Genomic DNA, 15006 nt, shown 5'->3' with positions numbered 1-15006 from the left:
GATTCAATACAGCCAGCAGTTTTAACTGCTGGCTTTTTAATGCGTGCTTTATGGGAAGAGAGTAGCGGCAGGCTACTGCACGATGATAGAGGCAGGTGTTTTGAATAGTTGTTCTGGTATCACAGAGAGCCAGCCATTACAACGAGCATACTCAATCAATGAGGCACGGTTGGTTACGCCGACATCGTAAAAGCGTGCGATCAGATTGGCGATTTGTTTTTCCACTGCCTTGGGTGTTCGGTGGATCAACTGTGCGATCTGTTTAGTCTGACGGCCACGCAATAGCCAAAACAATACAATCTCTTGTGACGGTGTTAATTGCATGCACTCTGGCTTGATGGTGCTGAAAGAGGTGTTGGTGCTATTCAGCGCCATAATTTCAGCGAAAGAGGCTAAGTTGACCAATTCCCTTAAGTTGGTCGCGCTAAATTGAATACCCCATGGCTCTCCATTGATGATAACGGGGCGTTTTTCAAAAGTATAAGCATCGAAACCATGGGCATACTTATGCACATCTATGGTTACCACTGTCTTGTTTTCCGTTATTGCTTGCCTATCTTGCTGTACAAAGGCGGGTGCAAATTGGGCTGTGTCACATGGTAGATCACAATCAGTAAGCCCCTCGATATCACACGGTGCATTGACTAAGTCGCGGTAAGGTTTGTTGGCAAAGGCGAAAATGCCGTCCTTAGACTTCAATCCTGCAGGATATGGGCTGTGCTCTAGCATGTGAATCAAAACGGATAAATATGTATTTTGGTTTATTTTCACCCGCGCATTTTATCATTCCGATCGAAGAAGGGAAGTAGGAGAAATCCCCCCTTTTGAGTGAATTGTCATTATTGGCATTTACCAGCTTCTATGGCCGCAGGTATCAATATGAAAGCGGACGCCACTGTAAAGCCCGAGTCCCATGTTGTTTTTCCTACCGACTTTGTTGTAAACACTCATCAGTATTTTGTGGAGCTCAGTGCGAGAAATATTGCGGATCGGAACCATGTCGAGAGCACAAAAATCAAGGTGGGAGCTACGTGGTGCCCCGCCAGCATGCTGGTTGTATTCTTTGCTTCTGTCGCCAGAGACAGGGATCAGCAATCCGGTTTTTGGCATGACATGTTCTTGAACGAACAGCAAGGTGCGAACCATGTTGTCCCAGTTTTTCTTGTCAGGCAGGTTGAAAACCGTGGTATTGCTCAGCCGCCAATCCGTGCCCTGCAATAAAATTAGGTGAAGGGGTATGCCTTCTTTGACTCCGTTGTCTAGAAAATATTTATACCCTTCTTGTATCTCCTTTTCTTTCCTGTTCATTAGTACCCAACCGCGGAAAGCAGCCAAGGTAGGTACCTTGAATCCTTGTACCTCAACAACTAAGTCACTGTAGTCAAAGTCGGTATGGACTTCATAAAGTTTATCTAGATCAACAGCTTCTGCTTGGCTATGGTAAGAAAAGACCAAAAACAAAGACAACATTATCCACTTCATTCAATAACCCCACATCATTACCCATAGGATATACCTCGACATGTTCGTTTAAGTGTAGGTAATTTGACTGATTGGGCTTTGGTTCATTCTTAAGGCTGTATTTGTAATTTTTTATGAAAATCTGTCTGAAATGGTGAGATAAAAAAGTCATTGCTGATTAATCTGTTAAAATTAGGAAGGTAAGCCCGTCGTAAAAAAGTCGCTTTTTGTTGTTGCCTATGATCAAAAAAATACTTCTAACTTTGCTTTTTTCTTCTTTCGTTCAGGCTGGGACTGTCGAAGAGCATATTGAGGATCTTGCTAGCGAAGTCTATTCAAGAGCCTCATTGAATGGGGTGATGGATTATGCCTTGCTCAAAGAGGGTATCGAAGCGTATATGACCAAAGGCACTGGTGCGAACCCTAACTTGGTGATCATCGACTACCGTCGTCCTTCAAATGAAAAGCGTTTTTATGTGGTTGACCTGGCAAATAAGAAGCTGAAGTACCACACCTATACGACCCATGGAATAGAAAGCGGCGGCACTTATGCTGAGCGCTTTTCCAATACGGTGAACTCTAAGCAAACATCTCTTGGTGTGTTTAAAACCGCTGAAACCTACTATGGAAAATATGGCTACTCGCTTCGCTTGGACGGATTATCGGAAGGCATCAACGATAATGCACGTCGTCGCTTTATAGTGATCCACGGTGCGAAATATGCGTCCCCTGATTTCCTCGCCGCCAATAATTTTATTGGTTGGAGCTGGGGGTGCCCTGCTTTGCCGCCGGAAAAAAACCGTGAGATTATCGACGTAATCAAAGGCGGTAGTATCATTCTTGCAGCAAATGAAGAGATGGTAAGTCAGGAGTCATCCCCGTCATTACTGGCATCTAATTCTTTTCATGAGTCTGCCATTAATGAATCAATTAACGAGCCCATTACTAATGAACTTGTGAACAGTGACAACCGAATGGTGATCCGGCGCTAAAGGTCGGCACGGCATAGCCGGAGAGTTATTGTTGCGAAGGGAGGCGATATTGCCTGTCTCTTGATCACATCTCATCAGAGGTAAAGGATTGGGCTATAAGGTATCCTTCTTGAATTGCTGCTAATTTATACCAGCCTCGCCATAGGGCGGCCCAACCGGGCCGCCCTGTTCGCTTACTGTCATACCATCCGCCTAGCCTTGCTAATGTAACTCGAGCCCATTTCAGATCTGGAGCTGTTGTTGGTAAGGGCTTATTTTCTTGTTTGACCCATAATAATTTCCAGCATATTCCGGGTAGAACAGACTCACAGCTACTGGTTTCTTGTCCGCGGCTTTCTGCTCTAAGTTGTAACAAGCGGATAGCGATAAACGCTTGAATGACGGCAACTCTCTCCAGGTTGTCCTTTGATTGAAGTTGCAGTGCTTCGACATCGGTTCCATCACTTTTCCACGCCTTGTGGAACTCTTCAACCAACCAGCGCTGTTCGTAGTAACTGATTATCTCCTGGGCTTTCGCTAACGTTGTCACTGGCTCTGAAGTCAGTAAGTGCCACTCCAATTTTTCGTTGTTGTCACCTCGCTCTTTACAACCAACATAATACAGAGAAAGTGACTTGCCACACTTATTGGCTGGAACCTTAATCGTAATAGGAGCAAAGCATACATCTAATGTTGCTTTACGCGCTTTGCGACCACCCCGTTGAGCAATATGGACAGTTCGTTGTCCCGATGGGGATAACTCCTTTGCATAATCATGGAGCTTATAACCACTTTCCTCAATGCAGCGACTATAGGTCGAGCGCACAACAAAACGCTGCTGGTTGGTCAGCTTGTAATGTAAGTATTCGTAGATGTCTGACTCCCTATCACACACTGAAATGACTCGGGCTTGGAGTTGACCTAAACGTTCAGACATTGCGGTTGATGCCTGTTGCCACTTGAAGGTCTCCTTCTCTTCATACGGTCGCTTGGCGAACTTATGTCCCCGGCCTCGAGTCGCAATATCCCTCGTCCACCGCTGTTGTTCGATTAGCCCCACAACCTTTTGCTCGCGTGGTGCAAACAACAGAACAGAGTGAGCTAGCATCCCCCGGGTTCGATTTCCCGAGTTCACGTGACCAAGTTCATCGGAGAGGCTTTTATGCGTGTAGGTTAGAGCGGTGGAGTCTTCAAGGGCAAGTAATAAGTCATGCGCTTCAGCCTCGTTAGTTGTTGCCACAAAACCGGCTTCAGCTATCGCATTGGCTTCAACATCAGGGTTACGGATGAGGCGATATGCCCCTTCAATAGAGGCGGGATTAGGGCAGGCTTGCACAATAGACACTCCAACATTAGATGCCATATCACTGGCTAATTGGACTAGTCGTTGTGTACGTCTAGAGTCGCCAAGCTTGGCATGCGAAAAGGTTTGTTGAGCCCATTCTAAAGTAGAATTCCCTATCATGATGATGACCTTTACTCATATTGTGTAAGATCGGATCGCAATAAAGAAAAAGAGTTCAAAAAAAGCCCCCGCCATGAGGCGGGGGACTTGTGTATAAGAGACAGGCGATATTGCCTCCCTTTTCATTGGTTAATAAAAACCACAACGTTACAGCGCAGCTTCTAGGATTGCACGGCTGTCTTTGATAGTGATATTGCCGCGCTCACCTAACGCTTTCATACCGTGTTTTTCAAGGCTAGCGACTAAGGTATCGATATCATCGCCACCTAATTCTACATCGCCTAGGCTGGTTGGTACTTCCATCTGCTTAAAGAAAGCAATGGTATGAGCAATGGCTTGATCGATGCGTTCGTCGTTAGAACCTTCGGTGATGCCAAATACACGCTCTGCGTACTGTAGCAACTTGCCTTCTTTGTCGTCACGGCGCTGTTTCATTACCGCAGGTAGGACGATACTTAGGGTACGGGCATGGTCGATACCATAGTTACCTGTCAGCTCATGGCCGATCATATGGGTGGTCCAGTCTTGCGGCACACCGACACCAATCAGACCGTTAAGCGCTTGGGTCGCAGTCCACATGATGTTGGCACGTACATCAATATCGTCTGGTGTTGCTAGGGCTTTTGGCCCTTCTTCAATAAGGTTCAGCAGCAGACCTTCAGCAAAGCGATCTTGTACTTTGGCATTAGCAGGGAATGTTAGGTATTGCTCCATAACGTGGACATAGGCATCAACAACACCGTTAGCGACCTGACGAGGAGAAAGGCTAAGTGTTGTTGTTGGGTCAAGCACTGCGAATAATGGCTGTACCTTAGGAGACAGGAAAGCCAGCTTGTCTTTACCACGAGAAACCACGGAACCCATGTTGCTTTCTGAGCCTGTTGCAGGAAGTGTCAACACACAGGCAAGTGGTAGGGCACTTTCTACTGGGTGTTGCTGAGCCAAGATATTCCATGGGTCTTCACCTTGGTAGGTAGCTGCAGCGGCAATGAATTTAGTGCCGTCGATTACTGAACCACCACCAACGGCAAGCAGGTAATCAAAGCCTTCCGCTTTGATTTTTTCTACGGCTCCCATCAGTGTATCGTACTGAGGGTTAGGCTCTACACCGGCATACTCACCCCAGCTATGCTCGCTCAAAGCCGCTTTGACCTGATCATATACACCGTTTTTCTTGATAGAACCGCCACCATAGATAACCAAGACCTTTTTATCTTTTGGAATATCGCCAGTGATAGCTGCGATTTGGCCTTCACCAAAATGAATGCGGGTAGGGTTCTGGTAAGTAAACTTGTCCATGAAGTATCTCCAGTGTGTCGTTATTGTTTCGCTGTATAATGACACCAGTCTATGCCAACAGCCAGAAAAGCGGGATGCTCAAAACTATTTAATACTTGCCTAAATCTACTTAATTCAATTCTCCCGATACGATGGCGCTATTTTCACTTGATGTCGGCCTGGCGCTAGAAATTTACTGACGTCTATGTTTTGATGAATACCTGTTACGTCGAGTGTTTAATTGATATTGAGAGATTACGAATGGCTACTGAGGTAGACAAAGTTATTGAAAGGTGCGCTCAAAAAGGTGAAGAGCTATGTAGTTACTTCGGCTTAGGAGCTGAATCTGGTCTTATCGAGCTTCCTATACCGGGTATTCGGCTATTTAGGATTAATCAATATCATAAGATGACACCTCAAATGTACCAGCAAGGTGTGGTGGTTATCTTACAGGGAAATAAGGTGGGCCACCTCAATGACTACCGATTTGACTATAACACAAACCATTGCCTGATTGTGGCGACGCCTTATCCTATTGCCTGTGAAACCTTTGCTTCAGCAGACGAGCCTTTGATTGGGTTGGATATAGACTTCGACCTTACCATCATCCAAGAGCTTGTTGATACCTTGGAACAGCATCAGCACAGCGAAATGTCCCTTTCGCCTGATAATGGCCGTGGTGTCGCGGTTACCCAAATTACGCCGGATATACGGGATTGCATTTGCCGCCTTTTAGGCAGCTTGAAAGACCCTCTCGATGCCAAAGTACTAGGCAAGCAGCTGCTGCGTGAATTTTATTATCAATTGCTCAAAAGCGATCAGGGACATTTACTGGCGCAATATTGCAAGCAAGATAGTGCCTTGTCGAGGGTGTCGCGCGTGATCACCCATGTCCAATCACATTATGATCAAAAGCTCGCGATTAATGATTTGGCGGATATGGCCGGAATGAGTGTGTCGGCGTTTCATCGCGCCTTCAAGCAGGTTGTTACCGATCCCCCGTTGCAGTACATCAAGAAAATCCGACTCAATAAAGCCAAAACCCTGATGTCACAAGATGGTATGCCAGCGAATATCGCTGCCTTGAAAGTGGGATATGAGAGTCCGACCCAGTTCAGCCGGGAATTCAAACGCTATTTTGGTGTGCCGCCGAGCAAGGCATCTCATATAGGATTTTCTTGATAACGTTAAGCACTTTCTTGTTGTTTGAAATAGAAAATTACAAATAAAACAGTGTTTTCTATTTAAGGTTAGGTTCAGTTTCATTGTGTACAGTGTTCATTATTGAAAAGGCAGCGGGAAAAGCGGCTGCTAAAAACTAAGTACCTTATAAAGATTTGGGTACACATAACACTGAATCAAGGAAATCACACATGAAAAAGTATGCTGTAGCGTCGACGCTTATTATTGCCACTCTTGCTGCTACTCCTGCACTGGCTAATACAACAGATTGGTTCGTTGGTGGTGGTATTGGTTACCAGAATGACAAAATTGAAAGGAGTGGGTCGCTATATTCGAACAAGAATGTTGAAGATGCTTCCTACCAGCTCCGTGGTGGTGCCATCATCAACGACCAGCACCGATTCACGGCGACATACAGCTACTACGAGAGTAAGTTTGATGGCATTTTTTCTAATGACTATACGCAGAACATGTACCTTGCTTCTTATGATTACTTGATCCCTGTTCATCAAAAGATAAATCTTTTTGCAGGTGCTACGGTGGGTTATTCTGACACTAAGATCAAAAATACTCTGAGCAGCAACAGTTCAACAGATTTTGTTTGGGGTGGCCAGGTAGGTGCACAATATAAGTTGAGCAATAACCTATCTACAGATCTTACTTACCGCTACCTGGATCAAGATTATCAAGAAGGTGTTAATAAAATTGATTACACCCAGCAGGTTGTATGGTCGGTTGATTACAAGTTTTAATTTAAGCTGAATGATTTAAAAAAAGAGGACATGTTGTCCTCTTTTTTTATTTTCAATATTTATAGGTTAAATATTTAGTTGAGGTTTTGACTGGTTTTTTGTCTTTTTATTTCAATGATTTAGTTCCTTTCCTTCAATGGGGTCTGGGTGGTAATTAATCGAAATTAATCTTTTTGATTAATTGTTTGGTATTTAATGAGATTCCTAACTGAGCAATTACATTACTTATTCAGCATTGATTAAGATAAAAAACAATGTTTTATAACTTAAGTTTCCATTCAGCAAATAGGCGTATATTAATTAGCGAACAAAACAAATTATATAAGACTTATCCGGCACATTAGGAAACAACCTAACAATGAGGCTTGGGAGTCCAAGGAGACATACATGAAAAAGATCACAGCAATCTCTACTTTGGCACTAGCAGTAATGGCAGCATCACCAGCATTCGCCGCTGATACACAGTGGTTCGTGGGTGGTGGCGTAGGTTACCAAGAAGATAACGTAAAAGGTGCCAATGCTCAAAACGGTGAAGATGCAACTTACCAGCTGCGTGGTGGTGCTATCATGAATGACCATCACCGTGTGATGGGTACCTATAGCTACATGGACAAGTCATCTCAGAACATGTTCTTAGCTTCTTACGACTACCTACTTCCTGTTCATCAGAACGTGAACTTGTTCGCTGGTGTATCTGCAGGTGTTGCTGACAGCAAGATCAGCGGCAGCAGCTCGACCGATTTCGTTTGGGGTGGCCAAGTTGGTGCGATGTATGAAATAAATGACAACTGGTCAACTGATTTGACTTACCGCTACCTAGATCAGGACTACAGCAAGAACGACACCAAGATCGACTACTCTCAGCAAGTGGTATGGTCGGTAGATTACCGTTTCTAACTGTTTTGCTAACGGCAATTTGAGGTAGATAACGAAGAGGGGGGAAGCAATGCTTCCCCTTTTTTGGTTTTGTGCATTTTATTATCCTATCCAACAAGTGATAAATTCATTGTCTTGTTTATTTAGATACTGCTATAACTAATTGTATTAGATTGTATAAATCAGGATTCAAGGATGAAACTAAAGCTCATAGGATTACTGTTAGGAGCTACGCTGGCGGCACCGACTTTTGCTACCCAGCTTGAAGGCGGCACATGGTTGTGCGAGCGGCCTGACACCCCGAAAAATATGAGGGAGAATACATCGTATACCTTTATGCCTGACGGAACGATTCATTCTGAAGAGTGGTTGAGACATTCAGAGAACAACCAGGTTCAACTGGAGTTTAAGTTGGCGGTTGATTACCGTTTTTACCACAACGGCCTCGATTATGTATTAAAGCCCGTGCAGTTGACCCGGGATATTGTGGTAGACAAGAACAATGTCAATCCGTTCGATAGCGATGCTCGGCGAGATTTGCTTGGCTACCGGATATTTTTCCAGCCACAGTTTGAAAGTGATAATCGCGCAGAGTTTGTGATGCGCCACCATATAACCCCAGATCAACGCTTTACCCTTAACTGCCTCCGTCAAACATAAAATTGGCGTTGTTTATCGCCGACTACGTTCTTGTAGCTTTTCTTTATATTGAGTGGGGGTTTGCCCCCGCTGGCGCTGAAAAGCCTTGCTGAAACTCTGCACATTCTTATAGCCTAGCTCTTGGGCTATTTCTTTTATGCTCAGATCTGCCTGCATGTATTTTATAGCTTGGTTGCATAATACATAGCTAGTGATAGAGCTGAAGCTCCAACCAAATTGGTGAAGCCGGCGTTGAAGTTGCTGCCTTGATAAGTTGAACCTGTGAGCAACAAAATCCAAGCTTGGGTAGCTATAGAAACGAGAGTAATTAATCATCTCGTACATCATTTTTGCTGCGTCGTGGGGCTGTGGCATGTTTAGGAATTCATCCAACTCCAAATTGGTCAGCATCATCGGGCGTGTCAGTTCGAAGGGAAAAGTATTACCGTGCTCAAGAACTGATATGTCCAGCCAAACTCGGGTAGAAGGCGCATTCCAACGGATATCAGATCCTAAGAATTGCTCAAATTGGCCCTGGCCACAAGGTGGGCCGCTTATCTCTACTGTGAGAGGGTGATATTCCTCTCCCATAAAATAACGCAGTGTATTGGTGAACATAATTGCGATACGCAAGCTGTCTTGAAGCCGCCCCCGGCCTGCTGAGAAATGGTTGTCATAGGTCCATTTGATGATATTGCCCGATAACTCCCCGTGGAAGGTGGCTCCCGATTGCAAGCAGGACGTACCATAGTTAATCCGGCGAAAGGTAAGAGCTAGCTCAGGAGTCGAAAGAAACCACTCTCCTAATTTTTCCATATTGTTGAAGCTAATGTCTTTGGCCATTGTGCAGAGATAAGCTTGATCGCCAATGTAGTGCTCGAGTTCTTCCATTTTTTGGTTGAGATCAGAATATGGCACCAAGGTCATCGGCTCCGTATGTAATCTCGCTGGTATACCAATATCCTTAAGGGTGATCCCATAGTGCTTATTCAGTGCTCGAATAAATGGTTGGAAAAAAATTGAGCGGACAAAGCTGGCTTGGAACTGAGAATCAGGTAATGGCATAGGCGTTTTAATGCTTTCTTGTGGTTTGATTATTTCAATTTAAGGCTTTAATTGATTCAATCTATCCAATGTTGTGATTCTTGTCACTAAAACTTACATAATCTCACCAACAAAAATAAATTGAAAAAAAACAGGCAATACCTTTCAGTGCGTCAAGCACAGGCAGTGTACCAGCCTAATGATTATGTGTAAGTGAATTGGGGAACTGTTATGAGTCTCGTCAGCATGCCTTTTGTCGATAGCGGTGTCGACACTGCACTTCATGTCGTTGCGGCAGTCATTCTGTTTGGATCGATTGCCGCGGCAGCTTTTGGGTTTTGGCGTATCCATGAATTGCCAATACAAAAAGCCCACAAGAGTGAACATCATCAGTTGGGGCTTATCACAGCCTTAACGTGGATTGGCTTTATTTGGCATTGGGTCTGGGTTGTGGCGGTGATTATCGCTTTCGTCGATGGTGAGCAAGCGCTGCGCCATGTCCGTGATATTTGGAAAGAGAAAGACAACCAACCTGAGCCAACGGTAAGCAAGCCGTCGGAATTTGAAGCTGTGGTCATGACTGATGAGGAGGCTGAAAATGCTTGAGGGCCTTGCGGTATGGTCACTGTTTATTTATTTGCTTCGCTTGGTAGGAATGCCGTGGAATAAGTTCACCAAGACATTCTCTTACCTGGGTGGAGCGGGTTGGCTGGTATTTGTATGGATAGGCTTGATCACCTTTGCGCCAATGGACATGTCCGGCGGCTCGGTAGTGCAGTCGCCGCACATTCAGCTACGTCCAGGCTCGACCAAAATCAAAGGCCATGTGGATGAAATTTTGGTACGTCCAAATGAAAAGGTAGAAAAAGGCCAGCTGGTTTATACCTTGGATGATGAGCAATACCAGATTGCACTCAATAAAGCCGAAACCCAATTGGGATCCGCCAAGGTGGCTCTGTCTATCTCGAAAGAAGATGTGTTGATTGCCAAGCAAAACCATTATGCAGCACTGAAGGATATTGAGATTGCCGAGAACGAGATAGAAGCAGCGAAAGAAGATTTGGAGTGGAAAGAAACCACATTACGCCGTTATCAAGAGCAGAACCGGGTGGTTAAGCACACGATTACTGAAACCCAGATGGATGAGCAACAAACCGCTGTGGACGTGGCAAGAGCGAAACAAGTGACATTACAGTCACAACTGGATAAAGCCAAGGTTTCTGCTCAGCGTGCTCAACTCGCTTTTGAAAAGTCCGAACTTTCGGTCGAAAGCCGCAAAGTAGACGTGGCGAACAAGCAAGAAGATGTCGCCCAGGCACAATGGAACTTGGACAACACCCAGGTCTACGCCCCAGCTGATGGTTACCTGACCAACTACATTATGCGCGAAGGCCAGTATGTCGGTGTGATGCCGCGAATCCAGATGTACACCGACGAAAAATATGTCCTGATGCGGGTTAACCACCAGGCTATTCGCAATGTGAAAGTGGGGCAGCAGGCTGAGTTTGCCTCACCGGTATACCCTGGCAAGGTGTTCAGTGCCGAGGTAGAAGGCATTATAGAAGCCACGGGTGAGTCGCAGGGAAGCCTGTTGGCAAGGGATGATAATGTCCGCCAGACCACAGGCCAGAATGCAATGAACAAACATCACTTTGTCCGCTTGAAGCTCACAGAGCCCGGTGACTATGACATTCCTGTGGGCTCGGTTGGCCTTGCATGGATAAGTGCAGAGAAGCCGATAGATTTCTTGGCATTCTTGGATGTCATCCGCGGCATTATTATCAGAATGAAGTCCCAGATTTACTTAATCTGGTCGATGTAAGCCAACCCTTAACTCGCTAAAACAAAAAATCGACGAGTAAGGTATCTATTACCGCTCTGGGATAACAAGGTGTCCGAAGCTGAGTTATCCCGCTTTAACTACGTTAATGCTGACCGTAGTGGCTGCAATCCAGCTAGGCAAAGGGATTGCAGCTTTTTTTTTATCTTCGGTATACTTGGCAGATTACATGGAGTGTTGATCATGCCTTTAGTGTCCCTGTTTACTCAAACCCCGCCTCTTACTGCTTCCTATAAAAAACTCGCTTCAGGCTTGTTTGCTCTTTCCACTGTTTTGGTTTTACTACCACTACCTTTGAGTGCCAATGTGCTGCAGCAAGATTTTGATTTTGGTGATTCTGTTGACTACATGAGTTCACTGCCTGACGGTTTTGACTGCTCTGCCCTGTACCAAACAGATGATGGCGCTGATCGCGAGGGGGAGGCATTTTGTTTTGACCAAACCCACCTTTTTAATACTCAAAATGGGATGCTCACGGCTTTCTTATCAGAAAGGGGAGTCGATACCGTGGAGTATAAGCTGGAATTGTCATTGGCCAATTACAATGCAGTGCTTGCTGGCCTGCGCCGTCAAAACTATGTATTTGCCCAAGTGACCGTCGGTGGTGAAACCCTTGATGTACTGTCTGGCCTCAAAGTACTGGATCAACAAACCCTTGATGACCAGCTGTTTACCTTGGCAAACCATGGTGACTTGTCAGCTCGGCGCGAATTTATCCTGTTAGATCACCGCAGTTTCAAGCGAGCCCTAAAAGCGGACATTCATAGTATTGATAGCTGGCTAGCAGGCAAAAATTCCCAGCGTGGTTTTGAGCGATTGACGCTGGTACGAGTCACTACGGGGGGGGATGACATTATGCTCCAAGCAAGCCAGCCTTTTTCGGGTTAATCCTTTCGCAATTTTTTTACCGTAGAAATAGGGGTAGGGAAGCGGTTTACTACCCAGTAGGTTGAGATAATAAACGTGGTAATGGTGGCCATCTGAATGAACAAGGTCGCCTCCATAGATAGCAGGCCACTGACCATAGCCGCATAGGCAACAAGGAAGGAAAACTCACTGGCCTGGCTGAGCCGGGCACTTAACTCATGCTGCATGGTGGGCTTTTCTTTCGCTAGTTTCAGCGCGGTGGAGAATCCCCAGTATTTGATCACCACCATCAAGCCACCAAATGCGATACCAAAGAAGGTGTATTGGTTCCATTCACTAAAATCCATCCTCGCGCCAATAGCAAAGAAAAATAGGATAAGGAAAAACTCCCTCAGTGGTTTTAAATGGACGGAAATGGCCTGTGATACCCGGCTGGTCGCAATCGAAATACCGGCGATAAACGCACCGCTCTCGTAAGACAGCCCTACCTGGTGGCTTAATTCTGCCCAGAAGAAGCACCACGCTAAGGTGGTGAGGAAACTGTACTCTTGAATCACGTCAAATCGCTTGAAGAGTGGCAGGATAATATACCTAACCCCGATAAATGCGAGGGTACAAATAGCGATGAATTTTCCCAACATCAACAGAAACCCGACCATTATGGCATTGCCACCATCCATATTGAGAAAGATGATCACACTGATTGCGATGATGTCCTGAACCAACAGGATGCTTGTGATCACTTCCCCCATTCTTTGGTGGTGCAGGGTAGTCGTGGGGATCAGTTTCAAGCCGATCACGGTACTGGAAAACATTAACGCTGCAGCACAAATCACCGCATCCAATATGGATAACTGGATAGCCAAACAGAACAGCAAGGTAACGGTAAAAAAGAACACACAGGTGCCAAGGGTGATGATGGCACTCTCTTTGAACAGTTTAAGTAATTTGTTGGGCTGAAGGTTCAACCCGATGAGGAACAAAAGCAAGATTACGCCAATATTGCCGATCTGGGTAATGTGCTCGGCATTGGGGATCAGGTTGAATCCATAAGGGCCAATCACTACACCGGCAGCAATATACGCCAGAATAATCGGCTGGCAGGCGTATAAAAAAAGCGTACCGAGGATCGCTGCGCTGATGATGATCGCACAGAGCTCAAAAATGATCGGGGCTAAATCAATCGGCATACCGAGACAACCGCATGAGTTCCATCCTGCAACATGGTGTCACATAAGTTTGGTTCAAGTTACCCTGTTACGCCTAAGCGTCTGGTTGCACGCGGTTGTTGTTCACAGGCAATAGTGACAAATAAATGCACCTCAAAGGTGATCAAGATCACGTATCAATATACGGTTCATTGTACTGTATTTATATGGAATGGTATTCTCTATCACGTAATGGTTCTCAGCAATATGGATGTTGCTTGATTAGGCTTAATTTGCTGCGGGCTGATGCCCGCATTTTTTCGCCATCAAAAATCGATTGATGAAAATGTGCCAAAGAATTTGAACAAGCCTTCCAACTCGTCGAAATTATCATCCCCTCCCGTTTGTCGCTGAACAAGAAATAGTAACAATTCAATAAATAAGAAGCCGATAGTTCGACTATGGAAAATCGAGTCAACATCACTGGGTAAGACATATTGCATGTTGCTGTATTTGCCATACGGATTGGATTGCGTGTTGGTAATGACAGTGACATGGGCTTGCTTGTTGCTGAAAAAGCGCGTGATATCGATAACAACAGGGTTGAAGCGGTAGTAGGAGAATGCGATTAACACATCTTGTTCTTCAACACCGAGTAATGCTTTGGGTAACTCTCCTCTATCAAGGGGGAGCAGCACGACTTCAGCGCGGCTGTATTTTAACAATGTGGAGAAATGAATCGCGAGAGCATGGGATGAGGCAGGACCGACAACATAGATAGTTCGTTTTTTGTCGGCAATCAAAGCTGCTAGTTTTTCAAGCTCTGCAATGTTGAGTTGTTGGGAAAACTGTGTGATCAGCCCACTGACATTATCGATATAACGTTGAACTTCCTGTTTTGTCTCGGCTGGCTGTGATAACGCTTTGGCCTTGCTTGCCTCAACCGGCGATACCATAGTTTGAGATACAAGCTCCTTCTTCAACGCTTTTTTGAAAGCGGCATAGCCTGTGAAACCGAGTTTGTTCAAATAGCGGCCAATGGTGGCTTTGCTGATTTTTGCTTTCTGAGCAAGATCAATAATGCCGTAGTAAGACAGCTCTTCAAAATGGCTGACGATGAAGTTATGAAGGGTCCTCTCCGACTCCGTAAAAGGTTGAAGCTGCTGGGCGAGTTGCTCGTAGGTTGCCAGGTCAAGGTTGTCTTTCATATTGCCACTACCAAAAAGAAATCAATGGGAAATGACATTTCACATCGTTTCTCATTGCGATGCAAAGATACTCGCAGCATAGGGTCGACTATCGATATTTGTGTGATCTGGATAGCAAGAAAAACACTCGATCCACTAAAGGCGAAGGGTGAGTTTAAGGCTGTATTTGGAATATGGGGTCGGCTTGTTCCGTACTCGGTGTTCATAGAGGAAGTTTTTTACTCGTCTCACACTTTTGGCTGAGAATACCGACTTCCCATATAGCTTAACCCTTT

Annotated in this window: 14 protein-coding genes and 1 pseudogene; 8 read left to right on the top strand and 7 right to left on the bottom strand. The window is 45.2% G+C overall.

What is annotated here, in order from left to right:
• Positions 1-72 precede the first annotated feature (72 nt).
• Positions 73-729: a LuxR family transcriptional regulator gene (locus ACXAGQ_RS21265; protein WP_475256544.1), complete on the bottom strand. Its 657-nt coding sequence runs from the start codon at positions 727-729 to the stop codon at positions 73-75.
• A 120-nt stretch (positions 730-849) separates the two neighbouring features.
• Positions 850-1473 carry a D-Ala-D-Ala carboxypeptidase family metallohydrolase gene (locus ACXAGQ_RS21260; protein WP_475256654.1) on the bottom strand — a complete coding sequence of 208 codons (624 nt, stop codon included), beginning with the start codon at positions 1471-1473 and terminating at the stop codon, positions 850-852.
• Between the two features lie 227 nt (positions 1474-1700).
• Between ACXAGQ_RS21260 and ACXAGQ_RS21255 the strand changes: the two are divergent.
• Positions 1701-2309 (top strand): annotated as a pseudogene (locus ACXAGQ_RS21255) (murein L,D-transpeptidase catalytic domain family protein); the annotation flags it as partial.
• Positions 2310-2517: 208 nt separating this feature from the next.
• On the opposite strand, the gene ACXAGQ_RS21250 reads toward ACXAGQ_RS21255, so the two are convergent.
• Positions 2518-3897 carry an IS4 family transposase gene (locus ACXAGQ_RS21250; RefSeq protein ID WP_475251517.1) on the bottom strand — a complete coding sequence of 460 codons (1380 nt, stop codon included), beginning with the start codon at positions 3895-3897 and terminating at the stop codon, positions 2518-2520.
• Positions 3898-4044: 147 nt separating this feature from the next.
• Positions 4045-5196 carry an iron-containing alcohol dehydrogenase gene (locus ACXAGQ_RS21245; protein ID WP_475256542.1) on the bottom strand — a complete coding sequence of 384 codons (1152 nt, stop codon included), beginning with the start codon at positions 5194-5196 and terminating at the stop codon, positions 4045-4047.
• A 240-nt stretch (positions 5197-5436) separates the two neighbouring features.
• Here ACXAGQ_RS21245 and ACXAGQ_RS21240 point away from each other — a divergent pair, with 240 nt between their 5' ends.
• The 4 genes from ACXAGQ_RS21240 (at position 5437) to ACXAGQ_RS21225 (ending at position 8645) form a co-directional block, all read left to right on the top strand.
• A complete protein-coding gene (locus ACXAGQ_RS21240; protein ID WP_475256540.1) occupies positions 5437-6357 on the top strand; it encodes an AraC family transcriptional regulator in 921 nt (306 codons plus the stop codon).
• A gap of 191 nt (positions 6358-6548) precedes the next feature.
• Complete coding sequence (locus ACXAGQ_RS21235) at positions 6549-7109, top strand: outer membrane beta-barrel protein (protein WP_475256538.1); 561 nt, start codon at positions 6549-6551, stop codon at positions 7107-7109.
• A gap of 387 nt (positions 7110-7496) precedes the next feature.
• Entirely contained in the window at positions 7497-8006 is a 510-nt protein-coding gene (locus ACXAGQ_RS21230; protein ID WP_475256536.1) for a porin family protein, read from the top strand.
• Positions 8007-8180: 174 nt separating this feature from the next.
• Positions 8181-8645, top strand: coding sequence for a hypothetical protein (locus tag ACXAGQ_RS21225; protein ID WP_475256535.1), 465 nt, complete (start codon positions 8181-8183; stop codon positions 8643-8645).
• 12 nt (positions 8646-8657) lie between these two features.
• Here the strand turns inward: ACXAGQ_RS21225 and ACXAGQ_RS21220 are convergent, their stop codons facing one another.
• Positions 8658-9689, bottom strand: coding sequence for an AraC family transcriptional regulator (locus ACXAGQ_RS21220; RefSeq protein WP_475256533.1), 1032 nt, complete (start codon positions 9687-9689; stop codon positions 8658-8660).
• A 210-nt stretch (positions 9690-9899) separates the two neighbouring features.
• Between ACXAGQ_RS21220 and ACXAGQ_RS21215 the strand changes: the two genes are divergently transcribed.
• From ACXAGQ_RS21215 to ACXAGQ_RS21205, 3 genes are all read left to right on the top strand, one after another.
• Positions 9900-10274, top strand: a complete 375-nt coding sequence (locus tag ACXAGQ_RS21215) for an MFS transporter (RefSeq protein ID WP_475256532.1) — start codon at positions 9900-9902, stop codon at positions 10272-10274.
• A complete protein-coding gene (locus ACXAGQ_RS21210; RefSeq protein WP_475256531.1) occupies positions 10267-11490 on the top strand; it encodes an HlyD family secretion protein in 1224 nt (407 codons plus the stop codon). Before ACXAGQ_RS21215 ends, ACXAGQ_RS21210 begins: the two co-directional genes overlap by 8 nt.
• 201 nt (positions 11491-11691) lie before the next feature.
• Positions 11692-12396 (top strand): hypothetical protein, encoded by a 705-nt coding sequence (locus tag ACXAGQ_RS21205; RefSeq protein ID WP_475256530.1) that lies wholly within the window; start codon positions 11692-11694, stop codon positions 12394-12396.
• Here the strand turns inward: ACXAGQ_RS21205 and ACXAGQ_RS21200 are convergent.
• Complete coding sequence (locus ACXAGQ_RS21200) at positions 12393-13565, bottom strand: cation:proton antiporter domain-containing protein (protein WP_475256529.1); 1173 nt, start codon at positions 13563-13565, stop codon at positions 12393-12395. The two genes, ACXAGQ_RS21205 and ACXAGQ_RS21200, sit on opposite strands and share 4 nt — an antisense overlap.
• 284 nt (positions 13566-13849) lie before the next feature.
• Entirely contained in the window at positions 13850-14731 is an 882-nt protein-coding gene (locus tag ACXAGQ_RS21195) for a MurR/RpiR family transcriptional regulator (protein ID WP_475256528.1), read from the bottom strand.
• Between the last annotated feature and the right edge of the window lie 275 nt (positions 14732-15006).

Source organism: Photobacterium sp. ABD4_091 (assembly GCF_056160145.1).
Note: the sequence above shows the minus strand (reverse complement) of the source record. Positions and strands in the feature narration are given on the sequence as shown.

Excerpts from the sequence above, each read along its gene's own strand:
- ACXAGQ_RS21240 (WP_475256540.1), top strand. The coding sequence starts at position 5,437 with ATGGCTACTGAGGTAGACAAAGTTATTGAAAGGTGCGCTCAAAAAGGT.
- ACXAGQ_RS21235 (WP_475256538.1), top strand. The coding sequence starts at position 6,549 with ATGAAAAAGTATGCTGTAGCGTCGACGCTTATTATTGCCACTCTTGCT.
- ACXAGQ_RS21230 (WP_475256536.1), top strand. The coding sequence starts at position 7,497 with ATGAAAAAGATCACAGCAATCTCTACTTTGGCACTAGCAGTAATGGCA.
- ACXAGQ_RS21205 (WP_475256530.1), top strand. The coding sequence starts at position 11,692 with ATGCCTTTAGTGTCCCTGTTTACTCAAACCCCGCCTCTTACTGCTTCC.
- ACXAGQ_RS21220 (WP_475256533.1), bottom strand. The coding sequence starts at position 9,689 with ATGCCATTACCTGATTCTCAGTTCCAAGCCAGCTTTGTCCGCTCAATT.
- ACXAGQ_RS21250 (WP_475251517.1), bottom strand. The coding sequence starts at position 3,897 with ATGATAGGGAATTCTACTTTAGAATGGGCTCAACAAACCTTTTCGCAT.
- ACXAGQ_RS21200 (WP_475256529.1), bottom strand. The coding sequence starts at position 13,565 with ATGCCGATTGATTTAGCCCCGATCATTTTTGAGCTCTGTGCGATCATC.
- ACXAGQ_RS21215 (WP_475256532.1), top strand. The coding sequence starts at position 9,900 with ATGAGTCTCGTCAGCATGCCTTTTGTCGATAGCGGTGTCGACACTGCA.
- ACXAGQ_RS21265 (WP_475256544.1), bottom strand. The coding sequence starts at position 729 with ATGCTAGAGCACAGCCCATATCCTGCAGGATTGAAGTCTAAGGACGGC.
- ACXAGQ_RS21210 (WP_475256531.1), top strand. The coding sequence starts at position 10,267 with ATGCTTGAGGGCCTTGCGGTATGGTCACTGTTTATTTATTTGCTTCGC.
- ACXAGQ_RS21195 (WP_475256528.1), bottom strand. The coding sequence starts at position 14,731 with ATGAAAGACAACCTTGACCTGGCAACCTACGAGCAACTCGCCCAGCAG.
- ACXAGQ_RS21225 (WP_475256535.1), top strand. The coding sequence starts at position 8,181 with ATGAAACTAAAGCTCATAGGATTACTGTTAGGAGCTACGCTGGCGGCA.
- ACXAGQ_RS21245 (WP_475256542.1), bottom strand. The coding sequence starts at position 5,196 with ATGGACAAGTTTACTTACCAGAACCCTACCCGCATTCATTTTGGTGAA.